This is a genomic window from Ruminococcus difficilis (assembly GCF_016680995.1).
The window spans coordinates 1-16,628 of record NZ_JAEQMG010000010.1 but is presented as its reverse complement, the minus strand read 5'-3'; the positions used below and the strand labels follow the sequence as shown (position 1 = coordinate 16,628).

At 53.3% G+C, this 16,628-nt stretch carries 16 protein-coding genes; 1 reads left to right on the top strand and 15 read right to left on the bottom strand.

Going from position 1 to position 16,628, the window contains the following annotated elements; all coding sequences use genetic code 11:
- Window positions 1–49 precede the first annotated feature (49 nt).
- On the top strand, window positions 50–1,423 hold the full coding sequence (locus tag JKK62_RS00295) for an NAD(P)/FAD-dependent oxidoreductase (RefSeq protein ID WP_186833567.1): 1,374 nt from the start codon (window positions 50–52) through the stop codon (window positions 1,421–1,423).
- A gap of 62 nt (window positions 1,424–1,485) precedes the next feature.
- On the opposite strand, the gene JKK62_RS00290 is transcribed toward JKK62_RS00295, so the two are convergent.
- The 15 genes from JKK62_RS00290 to JKK62_RS00220 all read right to left on the bottom strand — a co-directional run bounded on the left by JKK62_RS00290 (window position 1,486) and on the right by JKK62_RS00220 (window position 16,403).
- Window positions 1,486–2,808: a D-alanyl-D-alanine carboxypeptidase family protein gene (locus tag JKK62_RS00290; RefSeq protein WP_186833566.1), complete on the bottom strand. Its 1,323-nt coding sequence runs from the start codon at window positions 2,806–2,808 to the stop codon at window positions 1,486–1,488.
- Window positions 2,809–2,970: 162 nt separating this feature from the next.
- Window positions 2,971–3,672, bottom strand: a complete 702-nt coding sequence (plsY, locus tag JKK62_RS00285) for a glycerol-3-phosphate 1-O-acyltransferase PlsY (RefSeq protein WP_186833565.1) — start codon at window positions 3,670–3,672, stop codon at window positions 2,971–2,973.
- Window positions 3,669–4,988, bottom strand: a complete 1,320-nt coding sequence (der, locus tag JKK62_RS00280) for a ribosome biogenesis GTPase Der (protein WP_186833564.1) — start codon at window positions 4,986–4,988, stop codon at window positions 3,669–3,671. The genes plsY and der overlap by 4 nt, the downstream gene beginning before the upstream one ends.
- Window positions 4,989–5,110: 122 nt before the next feature.
- The gene (locus JKK62_RS00275; protein ID WP_186833563.1) at window positions 5,111–6,421 is read right to left on the bottom strand and encodes a DUF512 domain-containing protein; all 1,311 of its coding nucleotides are present in this window, start codon (window positions 6,419–6,421) and stop codon (window positions 5,111–5,113) included.
- A gap of 229 nt (window positions 6,422–6,650) precedes the next feature.
- Window positions 6,651–6,836: a 50S ribosomal protein L32 gene (gene rpmF / locus JKK62_RS00270; protein ID WP_186833562.1), complete on the bottom strand. Its 186-nt coding sequence runs from the start codon at window positions 6,834–6,836 to the stop codon at window positions 6,651–6,653.
- A gap of 59 nt (window positions 6,837–6,895) precedes the next feature.
- Complete coding sequence (locus tag JKK62_RS00265; RefSeq protein WP_186833561.1) at window positions 6,896–7,390, bottom strand: YceD family protein; 495 nt, start codon at window positions 7,388–7,390, stop codon at window positions 6,896–6,898.
- A 599-nt stretch (window positions 7,391–7,989) separates the two neighbouring features.
- Window positions 7,990–8,406 (bottom strand): hypothetical protein, encoded by a 417-nt coding sequence (locus JKK62_RS00260; protein WP_186833560.1) that lies wholly within the window; start codon window positions 8,404–8,406, stop codon window positions 7,990–7,992.
- A 49-nt stretch (window positions 8,407–8,455) separates the two neighbouring features.
- Window positions 8,456–9,793, bottom strand: coding sequence for a glucose-6-phosphate isomerase (locus tag JKK62_RS00255; RefSeq protein WP_186833559.1), 1,338 nt, complete (start codon window positions 9,791–9,793; stop codon window positions 8,456–8,458).
- Between the two features lie 575 nt (window positions 9,794–10,368).
- Window positions 10,369–11,502: a D-alanyl-D-alanine carboxypeptidase family protein gene (locus JKK62_RS00250; protein WP_186833558.1), complete on the bottom strand. Its 1,134-nt coding sequence runs from the start codon at window positions 11,500–11,502 to the stop codon at window positions 10,369–10,371.
- Between the two features lie 217 nt (window positions 11,503–11,719).
- On the bottom strand, window positions 11,720–12,193 hold the full coding sequence (gene ispF, locus JKK62_RS00245) for a 2-C-methyl-D-erythritol 2,4-cyclodiphosphate synthase (protein WP_186833557.1): 474 nt from the start codon (window positions 12,191–12,193) through the stop codon (window positions 11,720–11,722).
- A gap of 21 nt (window positions 12,194–12,214) precedes the next feature.
- Window positions 12,215–12,904: a 2-C-methyl-D-erythritol 4-phosphate cytidylyltransferase gene (gene ispD, locus JKK62_RS00240; protein ID WP_186833556.1), complete on the bottom strand. Its 690-nt coding sequence runs from the start codon at window positions 12,902–12,904 to the stop codon at window positions 12,215–12,217.
- A gap of 1 nt (window position 12,905) precedes the next feature.
- The gene (locus JKK62_RS00235) at window positions 12,906–14,171 is read right to left on the bottom strand and encodes an O-acetylhomoserine aminocarboxypropyltransferase/cysteine synthase family protein (protein WP_186833555.1); all 1,266 of its coding nucleotides are present in this window, start codon (window positions 14,169–14,171) and stop codon (window positions 12,906–12,908) included.
- Window positions 14,172–14,258: 87 nt separating this feature from the next.
- Window positions 14,259–14,777, bottom strand: coding sequence for a hypothetical protein (locus JKK62_RS00230; protein ID WP_186833554.1), 519 nt, complete (start codon window positions 14,775–14,777; stop codon window positions 14,259–14,261).
- 195 nt (window positions 14,778–14,972) lie between these two features.
- The gene (locus tag JKK62_RS00225) at window positions 14,973–15,548 is read right to left on the bottom strand and encodes a dipicolinate synthase subunit B (RefSeq protein WP_186833553.1); all 576 of its coding nucleotides are present in this window, start codon (window positions 15,546–15,548) and stop codon (window positions 14,973–14,975) included.
- Between the two features lie 12 nt (window positions 15,549–15,560).
- Window positions 15,561–16,403: a dipicolinate synthase subunit DpsA gene (locus JKK62_RS00220; protein WP_186833552.1), complete on the bottom strand. Its 843-nt coding sequence runs from the start codon at window positions 16,401–16,403 to the stop codon at window positions 15,561–15,563.
- Window positions 16,404–16,628 lie beyond the last annotated feature (225 nt).

Genomic DNA, 16,628 nt, shown 5'->3' with positions numbered 1-16,628 from the left:
AAAGGGAGGCTGATTCACTTCTTTATCACACCATGAGGAGATCATTCACATGAATTACGATATCATTATTATCGGCGCGGGTCCGGGAGGAATCTTCTCGGCGTATGAGCTGGCGACCAAGCGCCCCGATCTGAAAATCGCCGTGTTTGAAACCGGCAACGCGCTCGAAAAACGGAAATGTCCCATCGACGGCGACAAGGTCAAGTCCTGCATCAAATGCAAGACCTGCGCGATCATGTCGGGCTTCGGCGGCGCGGGCGCTTTCTCGGACGGCAAATACAATATCACCAATGATTTCGGCGGTACGATGCACGAGTATATCGGGCGCGACAAGGCGCTGGAGCTGATGCGCTATGTCGACAAAATCAACGTCGAAAACGGCGGCGAGGCGACCAAGCTCTATACCACCGCGGGTACGGACTTCAAGAAGATCTGCACCCAGAACCGTCTCAAGCTGCTCGACGCGTCCGTCCGTCACCTCGGCACGGATATCAACTACATCGTGCTGGGCAACATCTACAACAAGATCTGTGACGTCGTGGATTTCAAATTCAACACACCGGTCGAGCATATCGAGATCATCGACGGCGGTTATCGCGTCCATCACAAGGACGGCTCTGACGACTGCAAAGACTGCATCGTATCCGTCGGACGCTCTGGTTCGAAGTGGATGGAAAAGATCTGCGAGGAGCTGAACATCGAGACCAAATCCAACCGCGTCGATATCGGCGTGCGCGTGGAGCTGCCCGCGGTCATCTTCTCCCATCTGACCGATGAGCTCTACGAGAGCAAGATCGTGTACCGCACGCAGAAATTCGAGGACAACGTCCGCACCTTCTGCATGAACCCCAACGGCATCGTCGTCAACGAGAACACCAACGGCATCGTCACCGTCAACGGTCACAGCTTTGAGGATCCGTCCAAAAAGACCGAGAACACGAATTTCGCCCTGTTGGTGAGCAAGCATTTTTCCGAGCCCTTCGAGGACAGCAACGGCTACGGCGAGAGCATCGCGATGCTGAGCAATATGCTCGGCGGCGGCGTGATCGTCCAGCGCTTCGGCGATCTGGAACGCGGCAGGCGCTCCAATCACAGCCGTATCGCGGAAAGCACTGTGCGTCCGACATTACAGGCGACGCCGGGCGATCTGAGTCTGGTACTGCCCAAGCGTATCCTCGACGACATCATCGAGATGATCTACGCGCTCGACAAGATCGCGCCCGGTACGGCGAACGACGACACCCTGCTCTACGGCGTAGAGGTCAAGTTCTATAACATGGAGGTCGCGCTCGATGAAAACCTGATGACGAAGTACAAGGGACTGTATGTCATCGGCGACGGCTCGGGCGTCACCCATTCCCTCTCCCACGCTTCCGCCAGCGGCGTCTATGTCGCGCAGAAGATTCTGGAACAGGCTGAATAATCTGTTTGAAACACGATAAAACACCCCTTTGTCACGACGACAAAGGGGTGTTGCTATATCCATCAATAATCTCTGTATCTGCGTCTGGATCTCTCGCGTTCTCTTTTTCTCTTACGCGAGTTGGCTACCACGGCGAGAATGATGATCAGGATGATGATCACGACCGCGATGATGACGATCAGGATGAAATTCTTCTTGAACCAGTCGGCGAGGTTCGACCAAAAGACCTTCGCTTTATCGAGCTCGATATCCTTGGAGGCGATTGCCTCGGTGGTACCGACGGTCATATCGTCATACGTGACGGTGACCTTGCCGATCGCCTGACCTCTGGATACGGGAGCGTCGACACTGTCCTCACAATCGACCTCCACCTTGACCAGCGATTGATCGTAGTTCTTCGGCAAAAGCGCCGTCAACTCGCCCTGCGGCATCAGACTGACCTTATCCTCGCCCTTGCCGTAGTTGACCTTTACGGTCTTGACGACCTCAGTCGCGCTGTAGACGGTACGCTGCGCCATATTCTCAAAGACCCAGTCATAGAGATCGCAGGAGTCGAGCATGGCGTAGTTGATATCCTCCGCAAAGGAATAATCCGCGCCCAGACACACGATGAGATAGGTCAACCCGTCCTTGGAGGCGGTCGTCACCAGACACTTGCCCGCTTCATCGGTATAGCCCGTCTTGACGCCCTTGACGTTGGGGTAATAATACTTGGCGGTATCGGCGTTGTTGATCATCATGTAGTTGGTGTTGGTGAGCGGCTGATCAAAACGCGCGGGAGTATAGCTGACAGTGGAAGTGATCGTCATGAAATCCGGCTTGGAGATCGCGTATTTCGTGATGGTCGCCATATCCTTGGCGGTGGAATAATGGTTCGGATCGTGCAGACCGTGCGGATTCACAAAATTCGTACCGGTACATCCGAGCTCCTGTGCTTTGGCGTTCATCTTCTCGACAAACGCGGAGATACTGCCGCCGCCGACATAATCCGCGAGCACCAACGCCGCGTCGTTGCCCGAAGGCAGCATCATGCCGTAGAGCAGATCGCGGATGGAATACTTCTCTCCGACATGCTTCGACAGTCCCATCACGGTGCTCTCGATATCGAGATCCTTGAACACGGCTTCATTGATATCGACCATCGTGTTATCGAAATCCGTTACATGATCGGCAACGATCGCGTAGGTCATGATCTTGGTCGTGGAAGCGGGATACATCTTCTCTTCGGCGCTTTTCGTGAGGATCACCGCGCCGGTATCCAGATTTTCGAGATACACTCCCTTGGATTTGGTTTCGACATTACAGCCGTAATCGACCGCCGAGGCGGAAATCATGGTCACGCAGATCACGATCAGAACCATCACAAAACTAACGATTCGTTTCATTTTGAACCCCCAAAAGTTTGATTCAGGCAATTCCGTAATTCATATACAGATCGCATTTATACTATTATTCCATTAAACGTAATTAATGCTAAGTTGAGATTGCCACAGCTTTGAAGGAGCTTCGCAATGACAAAATAATATGTGTTTTAATGAATATCAGAATTACTTTTTCGCTTTGATGCGTTTTTCTTCTCCGCTGAACAGGCGTTTGAGATTGTCCTTGTGGCGGAAGATGATGATCGCTCCGACCAAAAAGGCACAGCCGGTCGAGATCAGCACAAAACGAAATCTCAGCTCATTCTCTGTCCCGAGCGCCGGCAGATAATCACAGAAATAGGTGATGATCAGCGTATAGACGGGATACAGCATCGCGCAGATGATGGAACCGAGGGAAATCAGCTTTGTACATACAAAGATGATCAGGAAGGTACCGAGGATCATCAGGAACACACGCCAGTCGACCACCAGCATCAAAGCGTTCGCCGTGACGACGCTTTTGCCGCCCTTGAAGCCGTAAAAGATCGGGAAGGAATGTCCGAGGATGACGAACAGACCGGCGAGATACCGTCCGTACTTGACGTACTCGATGGGAGATACGTCGTTGGTCACCGTCAGTGTGGAGAACAGCCACCATCCGATCAGCACGGCGGCGATGCCCTTGAGATAGTCAAAAACGATCGTCGCGATGGCGGGGCCCTTGCCGACGGAGCGCAGCACATTGGTAAATCCGGCGTTGCCCGAGCCCATGGTGCGGATATCCTTGCCGGTTTTCAGTTTTGTGATCATGATCGCGGGATTCAGGCTGCCGAGCAGATACGCGATGATGATCGTCGCCAGCGTACGAATAATCAAATCAACTGTCATTTGTTATTCCTCTCCCTTATGATAAATCTGATGGGTGTACCGCTGAAATCAAACGCCTCACGCAGGCGGTTCTCCAGATAGCGCTGATACGAGAAGTGGAACAGCTCAGCGTCATTGCAGAAAAAGATGAAGGTCGGCGGTTTGACGGACACCTGCGTCATATAGAAGATCTTCAAGCGTCTGCCCTTGTCCGTCGGCGGCTGTACGCGCGCCGTAGCAGTAGCCAGTACATCGTTCAAAAGACCGGTGGTGATCCGCATCGCGGAGGTGTTGGTGACATGGACGATGTTTTCAAAAAGATTGTCGAGGCGCTGACCTGTCTTTGCGGAGATGAACACCGCGGGCGCGTAGCTCATAAAGGCAAAATCGCGCTCGATATCCTTGCGGAAGTTCGGCATGGTGCTGTTGTCCTTATCGATCGCGTCCCATTTGTTGACCGCGATGATACACGCCTTGCCCGCTTCAAGAGCGAGTCCGGCGACCTTGGTATCCTGTTCGGTGATACCGGTCTCGGCGTCGAGCATGATCACACAGACGTCACAGCGCTCGATCGCCATCTTCGCGCGCAGGATGGAATAGCGCTCGATCTGGTCGGTCACCTTGCTTTTGCGGCGCATACCGGCGGTATCGATGAAATTGAACGTGCCGTGCTTGTTCTCGATCATGGTGTCGATACTGTCGCGGGTCGTGCCGGCGATATCGGAAACGATACAGCGGTTCTCACCGGTGATCTTATTGATCAGCGAGCTTTTGCCGACGTTCGGTCTGCCGATGACAGCCACCGAGATCACCTCGGGGTCGGCTTCTTCTTCTGTATAGCTTTCCAGTTCCCTGAACACCGCGTCCAAGAGGTCGCCCGTACCGTGTCCGTGAACGGAGGATACGGCGATCGGCTCGATCGGGAGCTTGTAGAATTCGTAAAATTCGGGCGGCGGATCACCGATCGAATCACATTTGTTGACACAAAGAACCAGGGGCTTGTTGCTCCTGATCAGCATATGCGCTACCTCTTCATCGGTAGCGACAAGACCGGATCGGACGTCCGTCACCATGATGATGACGTCCGCGGTATCGATGGCGAGCTGTGCCTGCTCACGCATCTGGGACAAAATGACGTCGTCCGAAAACGGCTCGATACCGCCCGTATCGATGAGCAGGGCAGCTCTTCCGTTCCAATCCACGTCGCCGTAGATACGGTCGCGCGTGACGCCGGGGGTATCGTCAACGATAGAGATACGCTCGCCGACGAGCTTATTGAACAGTGTGCTTTTGCCGACATTCGGTCTGCCGACGATCGCGACTACAGGTTTCGACATCTTCATCCTCCTTCCGTTATTGTCATTGCAGGTCGAAAGACGACCGCAATCTTAATCGATCTTAACCGATCATTGTCATTGCAAAGCTCCTGACACAAATCGGAGCTATTGCGGAAACATCCTCATTCATCGGTCGTTCCCAGAACGGCGTTCAGCAACATCACGCCGTCGTTATGGATCGGTAAGATCTCGATATGCAGCTTCCTCGAAAGATCGTCGATATGGACGTCATCGAGGAAAAGGTCATTTTCAAATCGTAGCATTGCCGAGGAAATGAGCAGGGCGTCTCCCAGCGGTTTGTTTTTGAGCTGGTGATACAGATCCTGTCCGACGATCAGTCCGCTGACGTTGATCTGCTCACCGAAAAAGTCATTGACGATCGGGTACACATTCACCTTCACGCCGGGGAATTTTGTCTGCGCTTCATCCATCAATTCCCTCAGGTACGGCGCGGCGGAGGTGCCGCAGGCGATGGATACGGCGCGTTGGATCGAAGCATCCGCCTCGCGCCAATCGAGCTCGTCACGGAAATCCTCACGCAGCTGGGCGATCAGACCGATCCCGTTCTCGATCGCCTCAAAGTCGCCGTAAAATGACGCGTCGGGAATCTCATAACCCGCCTTGATATACAATTCATCGGCGGCGTAGGCAATGCGCTTGCCGCGCGTTTCCATACACATTTCGCCGAATTCTTCGAGGATATCCACGGTCTCGCGCGCTTTCTCAACGGTGAAGGGCGTCAGCTCCGCCAAGCCCTCGCGGTATTTGGTGATCCCGACCGGCACCACGCCGATCAGGTTGACGTTCAGCTCATACAGATCGCGCAGGGAGCGCTCGAGCTCTTCCCCGTCGTTCCAGCCGGGACAGCAGACGATCTGGGTATTGATCGCGATATTGTGCTCCGACAGGCGTTTTAAGATCTTCAGCGCGTCACCGGCAAAGCGGTTGTTCATCATTTTCACCCGCAGTTCGGGGTTGGTGGTATGAACGCTGACGTTGATGGGGCTGATGTGCATCTTGATGATACGGCTGATCTCATGCTCGGTCAGGTTGGTGAGCGTGACATAATTGCCGAATAAAAAGGACAGACGGCTGTCGTCATCCTTGAAATACAGGCTCTCGCGCATCCCCTCGGGAAGCTGATCGATAAAGCAGAAAATACACTTATTGCGGCAGGATTTCTCCTTATCCATCAGATAGGTGTCGAATTCCAGACCCAGCTCCTCATACTCGGGCTTACGCACCTTGACGGTATGCACCTGACCCTTGCGGTCACGGATTTTTAATTCTAAATCAGAATTAAGCTGATAAAAACGATAGTCGAGCACATCGACGATCTCGTTCCCGTTGATCGACAGCAGGGTGTCCCCCGCCTCACAGCCCGCGCGGTAGGCATAGCTGTTACGGTATACGTCTTTAATTGTAACAGCCATACAAACCTCCAAAAGCCTTCCCCTCGAGGGGAAGGTGGGCTTTTTGGCTCAAAAGCCAAAAAGGTCGGATGAGGTGGAAACGCTTCAAACAAAAAGATTTCATTGATAAAGCAGAAATGTTTCCACCTCATCCGTCAACGATGTTGACACCTTCTCCTCAAGGAGAAGGCTGAAAAACAAAAGGGCGACCGGAAATATTCCGCCCGCCGCCGTTGTTCAATAAATTAGATTAGTCCTCGTCTACAGCGATGACCTGTCTGCCGTTGTATTTGCCGCAGTTGGGGCAGACTCTATGGGGAGCCTTATACTCACCGCACTCAGGGCAGATAGACAGAGCAGGAGCCTGGAGCTTCCATACGTTGGATCTTCTCTTCATCTTACGAGCATGTGAATGTTTTCTTGCCGGTACAGCCATGAAAAACCCTCCTTACATAATATAGGTTTAGATCACGGAGGAATTCTCCGCGATATTATTTACTCTAATAATGCTTTTAACGCCTCAAGCCGTGGGTCGATCTCTCTCTTATCACATCCGCAGTCACCCAAGTTAAGATTATGTCCACATTTTTGACAGAGACCTTGACAGTCTCCCTTGCAAAGGAACTTGGTCGGCAGCTCTAACAGGATATCGGACGAAGCAAGCTCGTCTAAATCCAGGCTCAGGTCGGGCGCTTCGATGTAGTCGTCGTTGAAATCCTCCTCCAGATTCTCGATGATCTTGTGAGAGAAGTGATATTCCATACGGCGCTCGATCGGCACAAGGCAACGGCTGCAGGAGGTGTGGTACTCAAATACGGTACAAAGCTCCAGCGTAACCATGCCCGCCTTATTCTCAACATGTGCAGAAAGCTCGACAGGTGAAGTGAATGGATGTTCACCCGCGATCTCAACATCACTGAGTGAGAGTGTATCACTGACGTCTTTAGAGGCGCCGTCGGATACGAAAATGTCTTTCAAATCTAACAGCATAACTCCTCCGAAATCAAAACGCAGTTATCTACATTAAAACGCTATTTGATATTATAATAAAACCACCGGACTTTGTCAAGTAAAAATCTTGTAATTCGTCAGGTTTTTTCCGTATTTTGTTTGACGCTCGCCGGGATACGCGTTCCAGACCGCGATCATCGGTCGTCTGTCGCGCGATGGTGGCGTACAGGTGGAGAAGGATTGCACAAGACCACCATCAAAAAACCGCGTAACCAAGCCGTTTTTCGGCGATCAGGTGGAGTTGGTGGACTTCTTTTCACTATATCTTTATCCCTATTCATCTCCACGCGGTTATATTACTGTCACGCAATGATATACCGACTTTGAATAATGCCTGTGAATTCCAATTCACTCCACCAAGTCCACCACAGGACGCGTAACCCCGCATAAACAGTGTGTTTCCTCGTGGTGGAGACGGTCAAACGCGCTCCACCTTACTCCACCATACTCCACCAACTCCGCTGTGACCGTGCATTGGATCATAAATACGCCGAAGGTTTTGCGGAACCCCCCGAGCATCATCATCCCCACACAAAAAGCCGCCCCAAAAGGAGCGGCTATGGATCGGTGTCTTATGCTCAGATCTCTTCGCAGACAGCCTTGAGGCCTGAGGGAAGATCAGCCTCGGCAGCGGATACCAGCAGGGTGATATGCGCCTCGCTCTCCTTGGAGAGCGCGTCGAGCTTGGTGATGAATTCCTCGATACCCTCAACGCCCTGGGGAGCGATCTTGAAGGTGGAATCAACAAAGATATCGGTAACGTCATAGTTGCCCGCGCAGATACCGCTGATAAAGCCGAGAAGCATCTCATAACCCTTGACGCCGTAAACGTCGGTATCGATCAGACGAGCCTTGTGGGTCACGTCATAGGTCAGTCCCGCGCCCTTTTCGATAACGACTACGTTACCGCTGGACTTCGCGACAGCCTCGTTAGCGAGCTGGATGAGCTTTTTGGTCTTGCCGGAGCCTTTCTTACCAATAATTAATGTAACCATTTTAATCATTCCTCCTGTTTTTTATATACAGTCTGTTAGCACAGAAAAATTACTTTAATCTTGCCTCAAGAGCAGCCTTCTGATCCTCATAGCCGGGCTTGCCGAGCAGAGCGAACATGTTCTTCTTGTAGCTCTCTACGCCGGGCTGGTTGAAGGGATTCACGCCGAGGATGTAGCCGGAGATCGCGCAAGCCTTCTCGAAGAAGTAGATCAGATAACCGAGGTTGTACTCGTCCATCTTGTCGACGGTGAGTACGACATTGGGAACACCGCCGTCGTTGTGCGCCAGCACGGTACCCTCAAACGCCTTGCGGTTGACGAATTCCATCGTCTTGCCGGACAGGAAGTTCAGACCGTCCACATTCTCGGGATCGGTGCCGAGCTTGATCTCTCTCTGCACGCTGTCAAAGAGCACGACGGTCTCAAAGAGATTGCGTCTGCCGTCCTGGATGTACTGACCCATAGAGTGCAGGTCGGTGGAGAAGATAACGGACGCCGGGAAGATACCCTTCTGATCCTTACCCTCGGATTCACCGTACAGCTGCTTGAACCACTCGTTCATCAGGGTGAACGCGGGCTCGTAACTGACGAGGATCTCGGTGGTCTTACCCTTGTTATAGAGCATATTGCGGATCGCCGCGTACTTGTAGCAATCATTCTTGTCAAGATCGGGATCGGCAAACTTGTCCTGCGCGTCACGAGCGCCCTGCATCAGCGCGTCGATATCCGCGCCGGATACCGCGATCGGCAGCAGACCGACTGCGGTCAGAACGCTGTAGCGTCCGCCGACGTCATCCGGAACGACAAAGGTCTCATAGCCCTCACGGTCGGCGAGCTGCTTTAAGGTGCCGCGCGCCTTATCGGTGGTGCAGAAGATACGATCCTTCGCGCCGTCCTTGCCGTACTTCTTCTCGAGCATCTCGCGGAATACGCGGAACGCGATCGCGGGCTCGGTGGTCGTGCCGGACTTGGAAATCATGTTGATGGAAACATCCTTGCCCTCACATATCTCGAGAAGCTCAGCCAGCGCGTTGGAGCTGATGGAGTTGCCGGTATAGTAGATCTGCGGTGTATCCTTGCACAGCGCGTTGTAGTTCGGGGACTTGATGAATTCGATAGCGGCACGGGCGCCCAAATAGGATCCGCCGATACCGATGACAACGAAAATATCGGAATTTGACTTGATCTTCTCCGCGGCGACCTTGATGCGCGCGAATTCGTCCTTGTCATAGTCAGTGGGCAGGTTCAGCCAGCCGATAAAGTCGTTGCCGAGACCCTTGCCGGAATGAAGCGCTTCATGAGCGGCTTTGACGGCAGGGGCGATACCGACATATTCATCGGAACCTAAAAAGCCCTGTAAATGTTTATCACTAAGAGTTGTAGGCATAAATACCCTCCTTATAATTCCCAAGAAGAAATATAGTGTATTCATGTTTCTTTGCAGGAAATATACACACTTCTTCTTATATGATTAATTGCATTATACTATATTTCGGCGGGCATTGCAACATTTTTATCCGATAAATTGTGAATGAATTCTAAATTTAGAAGGAACGCAAACCAATGACACAAGATGTTGATGGCGCGTGCGCCTTTATTTTTGTCTATCGGAAAAGCCTTCCCTATATAAAAGCCTTCCCCTCGGGGGGAAGGTGGGCAATTTGCCATAGCAAATTGGTCGGATGAGGGGCTGAGTTAGCCGAAAGATCATCTTAACAAAGAGCGAAAGGCTCTTCCTCGATTTTCGGTAGACATACAGCCTCACCGAGTCCTACATCAATAGGAAAGGTTATCCCCTCATCCGTCACCTTTGGTGACACCTTCTCCTCGCCGGAAGCGGCTCCCCCCTTGTCCTTCGGACATTCCCCCAACGGGGGTACCCCGAGGGGAAGGCTTTTTTTGATTCGTGCTACGTTACAGTGACGTAGAAAAAGACGCGCGCGTCCCCCGAGGGGAAGGCATTTACAGCTTCACCATCGACTGAAACAGCAATTTCAATATACTGCCGAAATCCTTTTCCTCCACATCCTCATCCGCCGTGATATCGAAGGACGCGATCTCCTCGTCACCGAGGGTGAAGCGCAGACTGCCGACCACATCGCCCTTTGCGACAGGGGCGGTGATGGTCTCGGGGATCTCCAAAGTCTGCTTCAATCCCCCGCCCTCGCCCTTGGGTACGGTAAGATAAGCGGAGTCGTCGCATGAGATCGTCACGGAATTTTGCATACCGCCCTCCACGGTGATCGGAGAAAGCTCCTCCTGCAAGCGCAGCTCCCGCGTTTCGAAATTCGCGAAGCCGTAATCGAGCAATGCCGCCGCGTCCTTGAAGCGCCCCTTGCCGGAATCCGCGCCCAGCACCACCGCGATCAGGCTCAGACCGTTACGCTGCGCCGTCGCCGAGATACACGATCCCGCGTCGCCGGTCGTTCCGGTTTTCAGCCCCGTGATACCGTCATAGCTTTTTAAGAGCTTATTGGTATTGACGATCTGGGTCTCTCCCCCGCGCAGCTCGTCGATCCAGATGGAGGTATAGTCATAGATCTTCTCGTGCCTGATCAGCTCGCGCGACATCAAAGCGACGTCATACGCCGAGGTGATGTGACCCTCCTCATCCAGACCGTTGCAGTTCTTAAAGGTGGTATCGTTCATCCCGAGCGCGGCGGCTTTGTCGTTCATTGCCGCGACAAAATCCTCTTCACTGCCGCATACGAATTCCGCCAGCGCGACAGCCGCGTCATTGGCGGAGGCGACGGCGGTCGCCTTGATCATATCATCCACGCTCATCTGCTCGCCCTCTTCGAGCCAGATATCGGAGCCGCCCATCGACGCGGCGTGCGCGGACGCGGTCACCACATCGTCCAGACGGATCTTGCCGCTGTCGACCGCCTCCATCACGAGCGTCAACGTCATCACCTTGGTGATGGACGCGCAGGCGCGCTGTTCATGCGCATTTTTCTCGAAAAGAATTTTACCCGAATTCGCGTCCATCAACACCGCCGCGGGCGACGGGATATCCGCCTCGCTCAGTGCGCTGACGGAAATGTTCAAAGACATCATCATCAATACAGCCAATGTGATCGCAACAAGTCTTTTCATTTTTCTGTTGCAACCCTCCGCCCCTTTCGGGGCACCTCCCTTAGGAAAGGGAGGCTTTATGATACTATAATACCATAATCTGTTATCATATTTATCCATAAAAAGCACCTCTCTCATTATGTCTATGAGAGAGGTGTGTGAATCATGATAATATTCTATTGTTGAATGAGTTGAGATCGCCACGGAACCGTTTTAACACGGTTCCCCGCAATGACAATTATACTTCATCCAATAAGCAAACAGCTGTCGCGGATATGCCCTGCATTGAGCCGGTGAAGCCTAAGCCCTCTTCCGTGGTCGCCTTGACGCTGACGGCGCTCTTCTTCAACCCGCAGGCTACCGCGATATTGGAGCGCATCTCGTCGATATACGGCGCAAGCTTCGGCGCCTGGGCGCAAATGGTGCAGTCGATATTATGGGGCTTGAAGCCGTTTTCCTCGATCAGACCGACCACATCCCAGAGTAGCTTGGTGCTCTCGGCGTCCTTGTACTTCGGATCGGTATCGGGAAAATGCTTGCCGATATCGCCGAGTGCCGCCGCGCCCAACAGCGCGTCCATCACGGCGTGGAGCAGTACATCCGCGTCGGAATGACCGTCCAGCCCCATCTCATACGGGATCTCGACGCCGCCGAGAATCAAATCTCTGCCCTTTTTTAAACGATGCACATCATATCCGTGTCCGATTCTCATACAATGACTCCCTTTCTATGATTATTTTCTCTTTTTCAGCAACGCTTCCGCCAGCGTGATATCCACCGGTGTGGTGAGCTTGATGTTGGAGTACTCGCCGCGGATCAAACGCACCTTTTCGCCGATCGCTTCGACCATCGAGCAGTCGTCCGTGACAGCGAGCTGATTTGCTTCCGCGTGATCCATAGCGCGGCGGTAAAGCTCTTTTTCAAACACCTGAGGCGTCTGTACCGACCACATGGCGGAGCGGTCGGGCGTAGATAAGATCACGCCGTTTTCATCGATCATCTTGACGGTGTCCGTCACAGGCGTTCCGGGCGCCGCGGCGTTACATTCAAATGCCGCGTTCAGCACCTTTTCGATCTGCTCGGGCGTGATCAGTACTCTCGCGCCGTCATGGATCGCGTAATGGGTCACGCGCTTATTCGCGGCGCGGATACCGCGCTTGACGCTCAAAGTACGGGTCGCGCCGCCGGAGGTGACGGAGCTGACCTTCTTGAAGTTAAAGGCGATATGCGCGATACTGTCGATGTCTGCGGATCGCGCCACGACGATGATCTCATCGATCAGGTTGCAATCCTGAAACGCCTTCAACGTATATTCGATCGCCGCGTGACCGTTGAGGGGGATCAGCTGCTTGGACATCTTGAAGCCCATGCGGGTGCTGTCACCCGCCGCAACGATGATCGCGGAGGTAAATCTGTCCGACATATTATACCTGCTCCAACGCCTGCTTGAGATCCGCGATGATATCCTCGGGATCCTCGATACCGACGGACAAGCGCACCATGTTCGGCGCGATGCCGGCTTCGATCAGCTGTTGATCGGTGAGCTGACGATGGGTCGTGGACGCGGGATGGAGCACACAGGTACGGGCGTCGGCGACATGGATGACGATCTTCGCGAGCTTGAGCCCTTCCATAAAGCGCACAGCGCCCTCTTTGCCGCCCTTGAGGCAAACAGAGATAACGCCGCAGGAGCCGTTGGGCATATACTTCTTCGCGATGTCGTAATACTGATTGGATTTAAGCCCCGGGTAATTGACCGACTCAACCTTGTCATGGTTCTCAAGGAACTCGGCGGCGGTCTGCGCGTTGGAGCAATGGCGCGCCATTCTCAGCGCCAGTGTGTCCAGACCGAGGTTGAGCAGGAACGCGTTCTGCGGCGACTGCTGCGCGCCGAAGTCACGCATGAGGTGGGTACAGCACTTTGTGATGTACGCCGCCTTGCCGAACTGGTCGGTATAGACAACGCCGTGATAGGTCTCATCGGGCGTGGTGAGCATCGGGAAATCGCCGCTTGTCCAGTCAAAGTTGCCGGAATCGACAACAACGCCGCCCAGCGCGACAGCATGACCGTCCATGTACTTGGAGGTAGAGTGAACGACGATATCGGCGCCCCACTCAAAGGGACGGCAGTTGATCGGGGTCGCGAAGGTGTTGTCCACGATCAGCGGGACATGATGCGCGTGAGCGACCTTGGCGAACATTTCGATATCGACAACATCCAGAGAGGGATTGGTGACGGTCTCGATGAATACCGCCTTGGTGTTGGGCTTAAACATCTTGTCAAGCTCTTCGGCAGTGATCACGGGGCTGACAAAATCGAAGGCGATACCGAGATCACGCAGGGTCTTGTTGAACAGGTTGAACGTACCGCCGTAGATCGCGGCGGAAGCGATGATATGATCGCCCGCCTTCGCGATATTGGTGATGCTGATCAGGGACGCCGCCTGTCCGGAGGCAGTCAGCATCGCGCCGACGCCGCCTTCGAGCGCGGCGATCTTGTTCGCGACGGTGTTGAGTGTGGGATTCGCCAGACGGGTGTAGAAACAGCCCTCCGCTTCTAAGTCAAACAGCTTGCCCATGGTCTCGGCGCTGTCATAAACAAAAGTCGTGCTCTGAGCGATCGGGAGAACGCGGGGTTCACCGTTCTTCGGCTCATAGCCTACCTGTACGCATTTAGTATCGATTTTCATATCATTGACCTCCAAATGGAATTAAATACTGAATTCGGTTGCGAGCGGACGCGCGCGTCTTTTCTCACAACGACTCTATTTGTTGGATCAGAATAAGCTCTTGATCCAGCCTGTGATTGCGTCGACGCCAAATACCGCCAGCGCGATCAGCGCCAGAAACGCCAACGCGGAAAGCACCTTGACGGTGGTGCGCATTGCGGGGCTCATGGACTTGGCCTCTTCCCTATCCGCTTTGAGACGTTCGATCCGCGCCGTGATCTCATCCATATGCGGCTCGAGATCATGAGGCAGCGTTTCAATAGTGCCGAGAAGCTCGACCGCCTTGGGCAGCGCGGAAAACGGTACCACGATCGAGATATTAGACAGCTTGACGTCATAGCCGGTGACGATCTCATTCGCGACGCCCTGCGGATAAACAGGTTCCTCCACGTAGGGGATATTCGCGTCCTTGAGCATACCGGTCAGCATCGCGCGTTCCGTACCGCCCGCGACACACAGACGGACAGGCTCGTTGATGTCCTCGATCTCCCTGAGCTTATGCTTACAGCCGTCAAACGGCAACGCTTCACCGAAACACAGCTGTTTACAGGTTTTACAATACTTCATGGTTTTCTCCTACTTGATGATGATAATTCATAATCAGAATTATCCAAATAATTCTCTAATTTGTAATTCTACCATAAATGTTCCCGCATTTCAATAAAAAAGGGCAGAAAAGTTTCACCTTCTCTGCCCGGTATCATGATTGATTAGAGATCGCCGCGGCTCCTGCATTTATTGTCACAGACTTTGCGGCGGCAGTTATGACGCGAATATCGGCTGGAGCTGCTGTCCTTTGAGCGCTTTTGCAAGGCTCTGCGGGATCAGATCGAAGTGCGCTACCAGCGAATTCGGTTTTTTGAACGGATCGTCCTGTGAGAACGGTACAAAGTACACGTTTTTGCGGTTGAGCAATCTGCCGACGTTCTCCGCCGACGCGCCGAGAGCGTCGTTGCTCGCGACACACAGCACCACCGGAGCGCCGATCCTCAGCTGAGATTTGACCGCCATGGTGACGGGCGTGTCGGTGATGCCCAGCGCGATTTTTGACAGCGTGTTGCCGGTACACGGCGCGACCAGCAGGATATCGCACATCCCGCGCGGTCCGATCGGTTCGGCGCCGCTGACGGTATGGATCACGCTCTTTTGCGTGATATTCTCGATCCGCGTTACGATGTCATGCGCTTTTCCGAAGCGTGTAGACACCGTATAGGCGTTTTCCGACATGATCGGCAGAACGTCATACTCCTGTGATACGAGCCGCGACATTTCTTTGATGCTTTTATCCAAGGTGCAAAAGGAGCCGGTCAAAGCATAGCCCAGTTTGATCTTTTCCACCGTTTTCCTCCTTTATCCGAGAAGCTCCTCTCGTTTGAGTATATTCATAATGGTATCTTTGATGATGATTCCCGCGGTGAGAGGCGCCGTTTTGCCCGGTAACGCCAACGCGTGGATACAGGTAAGCTCCCTGTCCTTTGCCGCGCTGACATCAACGCCGCCCGGCACGGAGGCGAGGTCGATGATGAACACATCCTCCCGCATTTGAGCGACCGCGTCTCTGTCGATCACCTCGGCGGGCACGGTGTTGACGATCACCTGATAACGCCGCCAGTTGATCTCGGGATAATCCGCGGCGGTCATCCCCCTGCAAATGATCATATCACGATCGGCGGGATTACGCGCCGCGACCGTCACCTTTGCGCCCATCATCCGAAGATAACCGGACAGCACCTTGCCGATCCGACCGTAGCCCGTTACCAGAATTTCGGCGCCGTATACAGCCCCCTCATACTCGTTCAGGATCAGCCCGATCGCGCCCTCGGCGGTCAGCTCGGCATTGCGCAGGGTGAAGATCTCGTCGGCGGAATAATCATAGATCTCTCCAGCGTCATACGGCTTGAGCAAAAAAGCGCTGCCGCTGAACAGAGGCTTCTGCCCTATTCTGTCGATCGTACCCGCGATACTGATCGGATGCTTTGCAAACGGCGCGAACAGCTTGTCGTCTGTTACGGGTCGCACCGGCAGTACGGCGATATCACATTCCGTTGCCGCCTCCCGCACCGTGCAGACACGGATCCCGCACAGGCTCAAAAGAGAATCAAAGCCCGTCAACAGCACCTCATGTCCGTCATCGTAAAACGCCTTAGCCGCGAACAACATCCGTTTATCGCCGCCGAATACCGCGATCTTCATACACTCACCTCACCACAGAATACATTGTATACTATGCGAAAAGATGACAAAACGTGAAAAAGCTCCCATAACGGGAGCAAATCACTAACCACTAACCACTAATCACTGTTATGTAGTGACATTTGTCAAGAGGGAAAGCGCAATTTATTTCACAACTATTTTGTTTTTTGAGAACATCTCAAAAGAGTTTTAGAAAAACAGTCATCGGCATTGGCCACTCTGTTA

Excerpts from the sequence above, each read along its gene's own strand:
- JKK62_RS00290 (WP_186833566.1), bottom strand. The coding sequence starts at position 2,808 with ATGAAACGAATCGTTAGTTTTGTGATGGTTCTGATCGTGATCTGCGTG.
- JKK62_RS00265 (WP_186833561.1), bottom strand. The coding sequence starts at position 7,390 with ATGCTGTTAGATTTGAAAGACATTTTCGTATCCGACGGCGCCTCTAAA.
- JKK62_RS00275 (WP_186833563.1), bottom strand. The coding sequence starts at position 6,421 with ATGGCTGTTACAATTAAAGACGTATACCGTAACAGCTATGCCTACCGC.
- JKK62_RS00230 (WP_186833554.1), bottom strand. The coding sequence starts at position 14,777 with ATGAAGTATTGTAAAACCTGTAAACAGCTGTGTTTCGGTGAAGCGTTG.
- JKK62_RS00295 (WP_186833567.1), top strand. The coding sequence starts at position 50 with ATGAATTACGATATCATTATTATCGGCGCGGGTCCGGGAGGAATCTTC.
- plsY (WP_186833565.1), bottom strand. The coding sequence starts at position 3,672 with ATGACAGTTGATTTGATTATTCGTACGCTGGCGACGATCATCATCGCG.
- JKK62_RS00235 (WP_186833555.1), bottom strand. The coding sequence starts at position 14,171 with ATGAAAATCGATACTAAATGCGTACAGGTAGGCTATGAGCCGAAGAAC.
- JKK62_RS00220 (WP_186833552.1), bottom strand. The coding sequence starts at position 16,403 with ATGAAGATCGCGGTATTCGGCGGCGATAAACGGATGTTGTTCGCGGCT.
- der (WP_186833564.1), bottom strand. The coding sequence starts at position 4,988 with ATGTCGAAACCTGTAGTCGCGATCGTCGGCAGACCGAATGTCGGCAAA.
- rpmF (WP_186833562.1), bottom strand. The coding sequence starts at position 6,836 with ATGGCTGTACCGGCAAGAAAACATTCACATGCTCGTAAGATGAAGAGA.
- JKK62_RS00260 (WP_186833560.1), bottom strand. The coding sequence starts at position 8,406 with ATGGTTACATTAATTATTGGTAAGAAAGGCTCCGGCAAGACCAAAAAG.
- JKK62_RS00255 (WP_186833559.1), bottom strand. The coding sequence starts at position 9,793 with ATGCCTACAACTCTTAGTGATAAACATTTACAGGGCTTTTTAGGTTCC.
- ispF (WP_186833557.1), bottom strand. The coding sequence starts at position 12,193 with ATGAGAATCGGACACGGATATGATGTGCATCGTTTAAAAAAGGGCAGA.
- ispD (WP_186833556.1), bottom strand. The coding sequence starts at position 12,904 with ATGTCGGACAGATTTACCTCCGCGATCATCGTTGCGGCGGGTGACAGC.
- JKK62_RS00250 (WP_186833558.1), bottom strand. The coding sequence starts at position 11,502 with ATGAAAAGACTTGTTGCGATCACATTGGCTGTATTGATGATGATGTCT.